Below are 11,275 nucleotides of genomic sequence, written 5' to 3'. Positions count from 1 at the left end.
GACGCGAGCCCGACCCGCACGGGCCGGGCGCGACAACTGCGCGCACGGGCCGCACGCGAGGGCCCGTCCGAGGAGGTAGTCATGGCCGACAGAGGAGGACACCCGGGAGCCGCCGGCAGGGCACCGGAGGCCGGCTCGCCCGACAAGGTGCGCAACGTCGCGCTGGTCGGCCATTCCGGGGCGGGGAAGACGACGCTGGTCGAGGCCCTGCTCGCCGAGACCGGGACGATCCAGCGGGCCGGCCGTGTCGAGGAGGGCACGACGGTCAGCGACTTCGACGAGGTGGAGGTGCGCCAGCAGCGCTCGGTCAACCTCGCCCTCGCACCGTTCATGCACGGCGACATCAAGGTCAACCTGATCGACACCCCCGGCTACGCCGACTTCGTCGGCGACCTGCGGGCGGGCCTGCGCGCCGCCGACGCGGCGCTGTTCGTGATCTCGGCGGTGGACGGCATCGACGGCCTCACCCGGATGCTCTGGGAGGAGTGCGCCGCGGTCGGCATGCCGCGCGCGGTCGTGATCACCAAGATCGACCAGCAGCGGGGCGACTTCGACGACGTCGTCCTCAGCTGCCAGGACGCGTTCGGCGAGGGCGTGCTGCCCTGCTACTTCCCCGCGACGTCTGGCGAGGAGGTCACCGGCCTCATCGGGCTGCTGACCCAGCGCTGCTTCGACTACTCCGGCGGCGACCCGGTCGAGTGCATGCCCGACCCGCGGTTCGCCGACCAGATCGCCGAGCAGCGGGCCTCGCTGATCGAGGGGATCATCCAGGAGAGCGAAGACGAGACCCTCATGGACCGGTACCTGTCCGGTGAGGAGATCGACGTCAAGGCGCTCATCGAGGACCTGGAGACGGCGGTGGCGCGGGGCACGTTCTATCCCGTGCTCGCCACCTCGGTCCCGCACGGCGACCACCCCGGTCCGGTCATCGGCATGCGCGAGCTGCTCGAGGTCATCACCCAGGCGTTCCCGTCGCCGCTCGAACACGGCATCCCGCCGGTCACCGCGGTCTCGGGCGGGCCGTCCAAGCAGATCGAGTGCCTGCAGGAGGGGCCGCTGGTCGCGGAGGTCGTCAAGACCACCTCCGACCCGTACGTCGGGCGGATCTCGCTGGTCAGGGTGTTCTCCGGAACGCTGCGCCCCGACACCGTCGTGCACGTGTCCGGACACGGCCTGGCCGACCGCGGCCACGAGGACCACGACATCGACGAGCGCGTCGGCGCGCTCACCTCACCGCTCGGCAAGACCCAGCGCACGTCGACGTCGTGCGGCGCGGGCGACATCGTCGCCGTCGCCAAGCTCAGCCGGGCCGAGACCGGCGACACCCTGTCGGCCGCCGACGAGCCGCTGCTGATGGCGCCGTGGTCGATGCCCGACCCGCTGCTGCCGGTGGCGATCCGCGCGCACTCCAAGGCCGACGAGGACAAGCTGAGCCAGGCGCTCGGCCGGCTGGTCGCCGAGGACCCGACGCTGCGGCTGGAGAACAACTCCGAGACCCGCCAGCTGGTCCTGTGGTGCATGGGCGAGGCCCACGCGGACGTCCTGATCGAGCGGCTGCGCACCCGCTACGGCGTCGAGGTCGAGCGGATCGACCTGCGCGTTCCGCTGCGCGAGACGTTCGGCGGCAGCGCGCCCGGCCTCGGCCGGCACGTGAAGCAGAGCGGCGGGCACGGCCAGTACGGCATCTGCCACATCGAGGTGGAGCCGCTGGGCTCCGGCGGCGGGTTCGAGTTCGTCGACAAGATCGTCGGCGGCGTGGTCCCGCGCCAGTTCATCCCGTCGGTCGAGAAGGGCGTCCGGCAGCAGATGGAGCGCGGGGTGTCGGCGGGCTACCCGCTGGTCGACATCAAGGTCACGCTGCGCGACGGCAAGGCGCACTCGGTGGACTCCTCCGACATGGCCTTCCAGGCGGCGGGCGCGCTCGGGCTGAAGGACGCGGCGGGCAAGGTCCCGATCCTGCTGCTCGAACCGGTCGACGAGGTCGGCGTCCTCATCGCCGACGACTACGTCGGCGCGGTCATGTCCGACCTCACCTCCCGGCGCGGGCGCGTGCTCGGCTCGGAGGCGGTGCCGGGCGGCCGCACGATGATCAAGGCGGAGGTGCCGCAGCTGGAGATCATCCGGTACGCCATCGACCTGCGGTCCATGTCGCAGGGCACCGGCACGTTCAGCCGCGTCTTCCTGCGGTACGAGCCGCTGCCCTCGCACCTGGCCGACAAGGTCGCCGCCGACTCCAAGGAGGGCTGACGGCAGGAAGGCCGACCGCCAAGCTGACCGCCGAGGCTGACCGCTCAGGCTGACTGCCCAAGCTGACTCAGGCCGGGGAGGACCGGAAGGTCGATCCGCCGGTAAGGCGCCCGAATGAGCGCCTTACCGGCGGATCATCCTTGAGGCGGACAGTGGTTCACCCGTACGGCGGACGGAGTCTTCCCAGGCTTATGCCATTCTTACGTTTGCTATGACAATTACGGGGGATGAAGAAACGCCCGCGAAGCCTGGCCGCAGGGGCTTCCTCAAGGGCGTCGGCATCGCGGCGGGCGGCCTGGCCGTCGGCGCGGGCAGTGGTTACGCGGCCGCGGACGCGGCGCCGGAAGGCACCCCGGCGTCCGCGATGTCGGTCCCGGTCGCCGGGCCCTGGCAGCCCGTGCACGGGCACGTCGACGTGACCTGGTCGGTCGACACCTCACAGAAGCTGGTCGCGCTGACCTTCGACGACGGCCCGATGCCGAACTGGACCTCCATGGTCCACGACGTGCTGGACGCCGAGAAGGTCAAGGCCACCTTCTTCCTGGTCGGCGAGCGGCTGGTGAAGAACGCCCGGCTGGTGCACGGCCGGATGGACCGCCACGAGGCCGGCAACCACACCTGGCAGCACGCCGACCTGTCGCGGCTGTCGCACGAGAAGGCCGTCGAGCAGATCCACCGCGCGCACGCGGCGATCGAGCAGATCACCGGCAAGGAGGCGCGCCGCCTCCGGCCCCCGTACGGGCAGCTCGGCGGCACCACGCTGAGCGCCGCGGGCTCGCTCGGCTACGACCTGACGATCTGGTCGATCAAGATGCTCGAGAAGACCTACGAGAAGAACCCGCCGAAGCTGGTCGACTACATCGTCAACAACACCAGGCCCGGGACGATCGTGCTGGCCCACGACACCGGCCACCCCGACCGCCTCGTCGCGCTGAAGAACCTCGTGCCCATGATCCGCGGCCTGCGCGCCAAGGGGTACGAGTTCGTGACCGTCTCCGAGCTGGTCGAGGCCGCCGGTCCGCCCGCGGCCCCGACCAAGCCCACCCCGGTGGAACAGGCCGCGGGCCAGCCCAAGCCGTAGAGGCCCGGCTCGCCCAGGCAGCAAAGACCCGGCTCGGCCAGTTACCCGGTCAGGCGCCCGGCCAGGCGTCGGCGAGCAGCTGGCGGGTGTCGCGGAGCAGCTGCGGCAGCACCTTGGTGTGGCCGACCACCGGCATGAAGTTGGTGTCGCCGCCCCAGCGCGGCACGACGTGCTGGTGCAGGTGGGCGGCGATGCCCGCGCCCGCGACCAGGCCGAGGTTCATGCCCACGTTGAAGCCCTGCGCGCCGCTCGCCTTGCGCAGGGCGGTCAGCGAACGCTGGGTGAAGGTGGCCAGTTCGCCGTACTCGGCCTCGTCCAGCTCGGTGTAGTCGGCGACGTGGCGGAACGGCACCACCATCAGGTGCCCTGAGTTGTAGGGGTAGAGGTTCAGCACCGCGAAAACCGAGTGCCCGCGCGCCACGACGAGGCCTTCCTCGTCCGACATCTTGGGAATTTCGCAGAACGGGCAGCCGTCTCCGGAACCCCCGCCGCTCGGCTTGTTCTCCCCCTTGATGTACGCCATTCGGTGGGGGGTCCACAGCCGCTGGAAGTTGTCGGGTATGCCCGCACCGCCCCGTTCTTCCTCGTAATGGGGCTTGCGTGCGTTCTCCGTGCCCGACTCGGGCGCGTCGTCGCGCGCCTCCTGCACCACGGGCTCCTCCGGCTCTACGCTCAAGGCGGCGCTCTCCTTTTGTTCACGGCCTGACCAGCAGCATAGAGAGAGAAGCCGGACGGCCTGAAGCCGGGATACCCGGCGGCGTCCGGAAAGGCGCCCTTGAAATCCAGACTTGAGCGGGCGCGGCAGGCGCCTCTTCGACACCATGGAACACCATCCACCTCTGGGGGCTGATCGATGACCGAGCTCGACAAGGGCTATTCGGGGAACGGCGGAGAAGGGCCGCGTCCCGAGGTCAGGTCCATGCCGTTCTTCCCCGGCCCGTCCGGCCAGGCCGTCCCCCAGTCGACCGGGGCGCCGCTGACCCCGCCGCCGCTGGTGCCCGCGCAGGCGCCGGGCGGCCGGCACTCGCAGCCGCGCGACACCTCCGACCACGTTCCGATGCAGCCGCTGGAGGGCCGCGAGCCGGCGTCCGCCGGGTCGCTGGTGAAGGGCCGGATCACCATAGAGGACGAGGTCATCGAGAAGATCGCGACGCTGGCCGCGCTGGAGGTCACCGGCGTCGCGCAGCTCGTCGGCCGGCTCGAGCCGGGCGACGAGCCGCACCTCGGGCCCGGCGGGCGCGGCGTGCGGATCCACGTGCACGACAACGAGGTCACGCTCGACCTCAGCGTGATCATGGAGTACGGCAGCGTGATCATGGACGTGGCCAAGGTCGTGAAGACCAACGTGGCCCGCGTGGTCGGGCTGATGCTCGGCATGCGGATCGTCGCGGTGAACGTCGCCGTCGAGGACGTCCGGATGCCCGCCGAGGCCAAGGCCTAGCCGAAGCCAAAGGCCAGGCCGAGCACGTCCCAGGGCAGGGATCGGGGTCGTTCCCCTCCCGCCCACAGGAACGACCCCGACGACTGGTCACGCACTCTAGACACGGCGGAGCGCGATACCAAGCAGTTTCTCGCTGGTCAGGACGCCCGGCCCGTGCGGGGCCTCAGCCCGGGGTGGCGTAGCAGTTGTCCATCGCGGCGCCGACCGAGAACGTGGTCACCTTGACCCGCTCGACCAGGGCCGTGGGCACGCCGTTGAAGGTGAGCGTGACCGGGGCGCCGCCCTTGACGCTGGACTGCCGGGTGACGCTCGGCCGCCCGCGCAGGGACGCCTCGGCCTTGACCAGCCCGCTGCCGGCCACCTTGATCATCACTTCCAGGGCGCCGCCGACGTCGTGGTAGACGGCCGTTCCGACCGGGCACATGCCGACGCCGGTGCCGCCGCCCGAGCCCGGCAGCGGCGGTCCTTGATCGCCGCCATTGCCGCCCTGGCCGGAGCCGGATCCGGACGACTGCCCGGGGTAGGGGCGGCCGCTGTTGTTCTGCTGGGGCGCGGGGTTGCTCGGGAACGGGGAGCCGCCGCCGTTGCCCGGGGTCGTGGACCGGCCGGTCGTCTGGCCGCCTCCGCCGCCCGCGGTCGGCCCGGCGCCCGCGGCGCCGGAACCGTCGTCCTTCTTGACCAGCGGCATGATCAGCACCACGATCGCCGCGACCACCAGCGCCGCGGTGCCGCCGTAGCCCAGGGCCCGGAGGACCCGGTTCCGGAGCCGCCCCGACTTCTTGGGCGACCCCGGCTTCCTGGACTTCATCTCCGCGAATCTCCCCGTTCGGTACAAGTGACCGTCGAGGCTACCAAGTCAGACCTGGACCCGCGCCTCGACCGCCTTGACGACCTCGTCCACGGCGTCCTCGATCGCGACGCCGTTCTTCTGCTCGCCGTTGCGGTAGCGGAACGAGACCGCGTCCTTGGCCACGTCGTCGTCACCGGCCAGCAGCATGAACGGGATCTTCTGCTTCTGGGCGTTGCGGATCTTCTTCTGCATCCGGTCGGAGGAGGTGTCCACCTCGACCCGCACGCCGCGCTCCCGCAGCCCGGCGGCGACCTTCTCCAGGTGCGCCACGTGGTCGTCGCTGATCGGGATGCCGACCACCTGGACCGGCGACAGCCACGGCGGCATCGCGCCCGCGTAGTGCTCCACCAGCACGCCGAGGAAGCGCTCGATCGACCCGAACAGGGCCCGGTGGATCATCGCCGGGGTCTGCCGCGAGCCGTCGGCGGCCTGGTACTCCAGGCCGAAGCGCTTGGGCTGGTTGAAGTCGAGCTGGATGGTGGACAGCTGCCAGGTCCGGCCGATCGCGTCCTTGGCCTGGACGGAGATCTTCGGGCCGTAGAAGGCCGCGCCGCCCGGGTCGTCGACCAGGTCCAGGCCGGACTCGGTCGCGGCGTGCCGCAGCGCCTCGGTGGCCTCGTCCCAGTCGGCCTGCTCGCCGATGAACTTGTCGGAGTCGTCGCGGGTGGACAGTTCCAGGTAGAACTCCGACAGACCGAAGTCGCGCAGCACGCTCAGCACGAAGCTCAGCAGCGACTTGATCTCGTCGGTCATCTGCTCCTTGGTGGTGTAGATGTGCGCGTCGTCCTGGGTCATGCCGCGCACCCGGGTGAGGCCGTGCACGACGCCCGACTTCTCGAACCGGTAGACCGAGCCGAACTCGCCGAGCCGCAGCGGCAGCTCGCGGTAGGACCGGCCGCGCGCCCGGAAGATCAGGTTGTGCATCGGGCAGTTCATCGGCTTGACGCGGTAGTCGACCCCGTCCAGCTCGAACGCCGGGAACATGTCGTCGCCGTAGTAGGGCAGGTGGCCCGACAGCTCGAACAGCGACGACTTGGTGAGGTGCGGGGTGTTGACGAACTCGTAGCCGGCCTCGGCCTGCCGGCGGCGCATGTAGTCCTCCATCTCCTTGCGGATGATGCCGCCCTTGGGATGGAAGACCGGGAGGCCGCTGCCGAGCTCGGGCGGGAAGGAGAACAGGTCGAGCTCGGCGCCCAGCTTGCGGTGGTCGCGCTTCTCGGCCTCTTCGAGGAACTTCAGGTACTCGTCCTGCTTGTCGCGCGACTCCCAGGCGGTGCCGTAGATGCGCTGGAGCTGCGGGTTCTTCTCGCTGCCCCGCCAGTACGCGCCGCCGCTGCGCATCAGCTTGAACGCGGGGATGACGCGGGTGGTCGGCAGGTGCGGACCCCGGCAGAGGTCCTTCCAGCGCAGGTCGCCGGACTTGGCGTCAAGGTTGTCATAGATGGTCAGCTCGCCCGCGCCCACCTCGACGTCGGCGCCGTCGTCGGACCCGGCGGAGCCCTTGAGGCCGATCAGCTCCAGCTTGTAGGGCTCGCCCGCCAGCTCCTCGCGCGCGTCGTCGTCGGAGACCGGGCGCCGGGAGAACCGCTGGCCCTGCTTGACGATCTCGCGCATGCGCTTCTCGATGCGCTTCAGGTCGTCGGGGGTGAACGGCTCGGCGACGTCGAAGTCGTAGTAGAAGCCGTTCTCGACCGGCGGGCCGATGCCCAGCTTGGCCTCGGGGAACAGCTCCTGCACGGCCTGCGCCATCACGTGCGCGGCCGAGTGCCGCATGATCGCCCGGCCCTCCATCGAGGAGATCTCGATCGGCTCGACCACGTCGCCCTCGCGCACCTGGTACTCCAGGTCGCGGGGCTCGCCGCCGACCCGGGCCGCGATCACGCTCCGCCCGTCCGCCTCGAGCGCCTGCCCGGCGGTCGTGCCGGCGGGCACCACTCGCTCGCTTCCGTCGAGGGTGATGCGCAGCTCAGACACGGTGGACACGGGTACTCCTCTGCGGGTCGTTACTGGGGATCGTCGCCAGGATCAGATGGCGTTCGCATGCTATCGAGCCGAGGCCCTGACAGCAGTGAGGCCCCGGGATGGTGTCCCGGGGCCTCACCGCGTGCGAAGTTCAGAGCATGCGACCGTGGCGCCGGGAGCGACCCGGCGTCGTCGTCTCGTCTACGGCCGCCATGGTTTACATGGTAGCCGTAAACCTTCCGCAATGAGGCGGCGATTCGCGCGGCCCCTCCCCCGCGGCCCCGCCTAGCGTCCCGCTCCGTGCGCACCTTGCCCGCCGCCGCGATGGCGGCCCTCACGCTCGCCGCGCTGGCCTCGGGATGCCAGGACGACTCCGAGCACGTCAGCAGCCGCAACGCCGGCGGCCACGGGGGCCTGCCTGCCGCGACCGCCGTGCCGCCCGCCGCGCCGTCCTCGGGCCTGCCCGGCGGGCTTCCGCCGGCCGCCTCGGCTCAGCCGCGGGTGCCGGGGACCTTCACGGTGGCGGCGAGCGGCGACGTGCTGCTGCACGACTCGGTCTCCCGGCAGGCCCGCCTGGACGGCGGCGGACAGCGTGACTACCGGGCGATCCTGGCCTCGGTGAAGCCGGTGATCTCCTCGGCGGACCTGGCGATCTGCCACCTGGAGACGCCGCTCGCCCCGCCGCGCGGCCCGTTCAGCGGCTACCCGGCGTTCAGCGTCCCGCAGGAGATCGCCCCGGCGCTCGCCGACCTCGGCTACGACACCTGCTCGACGGCCTCCAACCACACCCTCGACAAGGGCGCGGCGGGGGTCGACCGGACGCTGAACGTCCTGGACCGCGCCGGGATCGCGCACACCGGCTCGGCGCGCAACGCGGCGGAGGCGGCCCGGCCGGACATCCTGCGGGTCGGGCCCGAGAAGGTCCCGGTGGCCCAGCTCTCCTACGCCTACGGGTTCAACGGCTACAAGATCCCCAAGGACAAGCCCTGGCTGACCAACCAGATCAGTGGGGCGCGCATCCTGGCCGACGCCAAGCGGGCCCGGATGGCGGGCGCCAAGGTCGTCATCGTCAGCATGCACTGGGGCAGGGAGTACGAGCACAAGCCGACGGCCGGGCAGATCCAGCTGGCCCGCAAGCTGCTGGCCTCGCGCGACATCGACCTGATCATCGGCCATCACGTGCACGTCGTACAGCCGTTCGGGCGGGCGACCAACGGCAAGTGGGTCGCCTACGGGCTGGGCAACCTGATCGCCAGCCAGGGGCCGAACGCGGGCGACAAGCACGAGGGCATGGTCGCCCGGTTCACCTTCGCCCGCTCCGGCGCCCGCTGGAAGGTCACCCGCGCCGAGATGGTGCCGACCCTCATCGACCCGGGCCCGCCGTTCCGCCTGGTCGACGTGACCGCGTCCCTGGCGGACCCGAACCTGGACGGACCGCGGCGGCAGCAGCTGAACGCGGTGCTCCAGCGAACCTACGCGGTCGCCCGCAGCCGCGGCGCCGCTGTCACGCTCGCCCGCTAGCGTGCTCCAGATCCAGGTCGTCCATGTCCTCCAGCTCGCGCCCCTTGGTCTCGGGCACGTTCTTGATGACGAACAGGAAGGCCAGGACCGCGAAGACCGTGTAGAGCCCGTACGCCAGGCCCAGTGAGACCCCGGACAGGCCGGGGAAGGTCACGGTGATGATCCAGTTGGCGATCCACTGGGCGGCGGCGGCGACGGCCAGTGCCGAGGCTCGGATGAAGTTGTTGAACATCTCGCCGAGCATCACCCAGACGACCGGGCCCCACGTCGCGGCGAACGAGACCACGTAGAGGTTGGCGGCGATCAGCGCGGCGGTGCCGGCGAACCCGTCCAGCTTGGGATCGCCGTCGACGATCGGCGCGGTGGCGAAGCAGAGCGTCATGACGCCGAGCGTGATCGCCATGCCCGCGGCCCCGACCAGCAGCAGCGGCTTGCGGCCGACCCGGTCGACCAGGGCGATCGCGATCAGCGTGGACACCACGTTGACGACCGAGTTGATCACCGAGGTGAGCATCGCGTCGTTCTCGCTGAAGCCGACCGCCTGCCACAGCGACGACGAGTAGTAGAAGATCACGTTGATGCCGACGAACTGCTGGAACACCGACAGCAGGATGCCGACCCACACGATCGGCATCAGTCCGAACCGCGACCCCTTCAGGTCGCGCAGCGTCACCGGCCGGTCGCTGGCGATCGACTTGACGATCTCGCTCAGCTTGGTGTCGACGTCGCCCTTGCCCATCACCTTCAGCAGCACCTGGCGGGCCTGGCCGAGCTGCTTCTTCTTGACCAGGTAGCGGGGCGACTCGGGGATCGTGGTCGCGATGACCCCGTACATCACGGCGGGGACCACGGCGCTGGCGAACATCCAGCGCCACGCCGTGCCGCCCCACGGGAACTCGCCGCTCGCACCGCCGTCGGACACCCGTGCGATCACGTAGTCGACGACCAGGGCGGCGAAGATCCCGAGCACGATCGCCATCTGCTGCAGCGAGCCGAGGCGCCCGCGCATCGAGGCGGGCGAGATCTCGGCGATGTAGGCCGGCGCGATGACCGAGGCCGCCCCGACGCCGAGACCGCCGATCACCCGCCAGAAGGTCAGGTCCCAGGCGTTGAACGCCAGCGCCGAGCCGATCGCGCTGATCACGAACAGGATCGAGGCGATCTGCATCACCCGGATCCGCCCGATCCGGTCGGAGATCGGCCCGGCGAACCAGGCGCCGATCGCGCAGCCCAGCAGGGCCGAGGCCACCACGAAGCCCTGGACGAACGAGCTCAGATGGAACTCGGACTTGAGCGCGTCGACGGTGCCGTTGATCACCGATGAGTCGTAGCCGAACAGGAAACCGCCGAGCGCCGCCGCGCCTGCCAGGAGCATGGCGGTGGCCGCCGCGTGCGACGGCTGTACTTGCTGCGGCGGCGCGCTCGGCGCCTCACCGCTCCCCCCGAGAGCCATGATCCAGATCTTGCCCAGCATCCCGGAACGTTATGCAGTGATCCGGTCACGCGGCGCTATTACCGCCAAGCCCGTCAGTCGCGGACGGCCCTGCCGAGGACGTGGGGCTGGGCCGGGTTGGGCATTCCGGCCTCGGGGAAGTCGAAGCGCCGGACGCCGGTGATCGTGAAGCCGGAGGCGGCGATGAGCTCGTCGGTCGGCCGCGAGCAGTGGCAGCCGCCCGCGATGAAGGGCCAGACCACGTCGGCGTAGCGCTGGAACCGGACGAACTTGGGCGATCCGGACCGGACGTGCTCGTAGAACCGGAGCTCGCCGCCCGGCCGCAGCACCCTGCGGATCTCGGCCAGGGCGCGGACGGGGTTGCGGACCGAGCACAGCACGAGCGAGGCGACGGCCACGTCGAACGAGGCGTCGTCCAGGTCCAGGTCCTCCGCGGACCCGGCCCGCACGGCGACCGGCACCGGGGCCGCGGCCGCCGCCTCGGCCGCCAGGCCGCGCAGGCGGGGTTCCGGCTCGACGGCGACCACCTCGGTGACGCTCTTCGGGTAGTGCGCGAAGTTGGCCCCATGACCGGCGCCGACCTCCAGGGCGCGCCCGGTGGCGCCGTGGAGGAGCTCGTCGCGGTGCTCGGGCACTCCGGCCTTCGCCATCATGGCGTCCATCCGGGGATAGATCCGCGCGAAGATCGGATGCCTGATGTCTGCGTTCATCCACGCAGTC

The 11,275-nt window shown here is 70.8% G+C and carries 9 protein-coding genes; 4 read left to right on the top strand and 5 right to left on the bottom strand.

Annotation, left to right across the window (positions count from 1 at the left end):
• Nucleotides 1–81: 81 nt before the first annotated feature.
• Nucleotides 82–2,247 (top strand): elongation factor G-like protein EF-G2, encoded by a 2,166-nt coding sequence (locus tag J4573_RS37055; protein WP_208260769.1) that lies wholly within the window; start codon nt 82–84, stop codon nt 2,245–2,247.
• Between the two features lie 211 nt (nt 2,248–2,458).
• A complete protein-coding gene (locus J4573_RS37050) occupies nt 2,459–3,328 on the top strand; it encodes a polysaccharide deacetylase family protein (RefSeq protein ID WP_208260768.1) in 870 nt (289 codons plus the stop codon).
• Between the two features lie 49 nt (nt 3,329–3,377).
• Here J4573_RS37050 and J4573_RS37045 read toward each other — a convergent pair whose 3' ends face one another.
• Entirely contained in the window at nt 3,378–4,004 is a 627-nt protein-coding gene (locus J4573_RS37045) for an HIT family protein (protein WP_372442966.1), read from the bottom strand.
• A gap of 177 nt (nt 4,005–4,181) precedes the next feature.
• On the opposite strand from J4573_RS37045, the gene J4573_RS37040 reads away from it, so the two are divergent.
• Nucleotides 4,182–4,769, top strand: coding sequence for an Asp23/Gls24 family envelope stress response protein (locus tag J4573_RS37040; protein ID WP_208260767.1), 588 nt, complete (start codon nt 4,182–4,184; stop codon nt 4,767–4,769).
• Nucleotides 4,770–4,932: 163 nt separating this feature from the next.
• Here J4573_RS37040 and J4573_RS37035 read toward each other — a convergent pair whose 3' ends face one another.
• A complete protein-coding gene (locus tag J4573_RS37035) occupies nt 4,933–5,577 on the bottom strand; it encodes a hypothetical protein (RefSeq protein ID WP_208260766.1) in 645 nt (214 codons plus the stop codon).
• 48 nt (nt 5,578–5,625) lie between these two features.
• Nucleotides 5,626–7,602: a threonine--tRNA ligase gene (gene thrS / locus J4573_RS37030; protein WP_208260765.1), complete on the bottom strand. Its 1,977-nt coding sequence runs from the start codon at nt 7,600–7,602 to the stop codon at nt 5,626–5,628.
• Nucleotides 7,603–7,881: 279 nt separating this feature from the next.
• Here thrS and J4573_RS37025 point away from each other — a divergent pair, with 279 nt between their 5' ends.
• The gene (locus tag J4573_RS37025; protein WP_208260764.1) at nt 7,882–9,102 is read left to right on the top strand and encodes a CapA family protein; all 1,221 of its coding nucleotides are present in this window, start codon (nt 7,882–7,884) and stop codon (nt 9,100–9,102) included.
• Here the strand turns inward: J4573_RS37025 and J4573_RS37020 are convergent.
• Together J4573_RS37020 and J4573_RS37015 are read right to left on the bottom strand one after the other, a co-directional pair.
• Nucleotides 9,086–10,576 (bottom strand): sugar porter family MFS transporter, encoded by a 1,491-nt coding sequence (locus tag J4573_RS37020; protein ID WP_279575713.1) that lies wholly within the window; start codon nt 10,574–10,576, stop codon nt 9,086–9,088. The two genes, J4573_RS37025 and J4573_RS37020, sit on opposite strands and share 17 nt — an antisense overlap.
• A 53-nt stretch (nt 10,577–10,629) precedes the next feature.
• On the bottom strand, nt 10,630–11,265 hold the full coding sequence (locus J4573_RS37015) for a class I SAM-dependent methyltransferase (protein WP_208260763.1): 636 nt from the start codon (nt 11,263–11,265) through the stop codon (nt 10,630–10,632).
• Nucleotides 11,266–11,275: the final 10 nt, after the last annotated feature.

The sequence above is a fragment of the Actinomadura barringtoniae genome (assembly GCF_017573505.1).
Taxonomy (GTDB): Bacteria; Actinomycetota; Actinomycetes; order Streptosporangiales; family Streptosporangiaceae; genus Spirillospora; species Spirillospora barringtoniae.
The sequence above is the reverse complement of the archived record's forward strand: the minus strand, read 5'-3'. Positions and strand labels throughout refer to the sequence as shown.

Excerpts from the sequence above, each read along its gene's own strand:
- J4573_RS37055 (WP_208260769.1), top strand. The coding sequence starts at position 82 with ATGGCCGACAGAGGAGGACACCCGGGAGCCGCCGGCAGGGCACCGGAG.
- J4573_RS37050 (WP_208260768.1), top strand. The coding sequence starts at position 2,459 with ATGACAATTACGGGGGATGAAGAAACGCCCGCGAAGCCTGGCCGCAGG.
- J4573_RS37040 (WP_208260767.1), top strand. The coding sequence starts at position 4,182 with ATGACCGAGCTCGACAAGGGCTATTCGGGGAACGGCGGAGAAGGGCCG.
- J4573_RS37035 (WP_208260766.1), bottom strand. The coding sequence starts at position 5,577 with ATGAAGTCCAGGAAGCCGGGGTCGCCCAAGAAGTCGGGGCGGCTCCGG.
- J4573_RS37020 (WP_279575713.1), bottom strand. The coding sequence starts at position 10,576 with ATGCTGGGCAAGATCTGGATCATGGCTCTCGGGGGGAGCGGTGAGGCG.
- J4573_RS37015 (WP_208260763.1), bottom strand. The coding sequence starts at position 11,265 with ATGAACGCAGACATCAGGCATCCGATCTTCGCGCGGATCTATCCCCGG.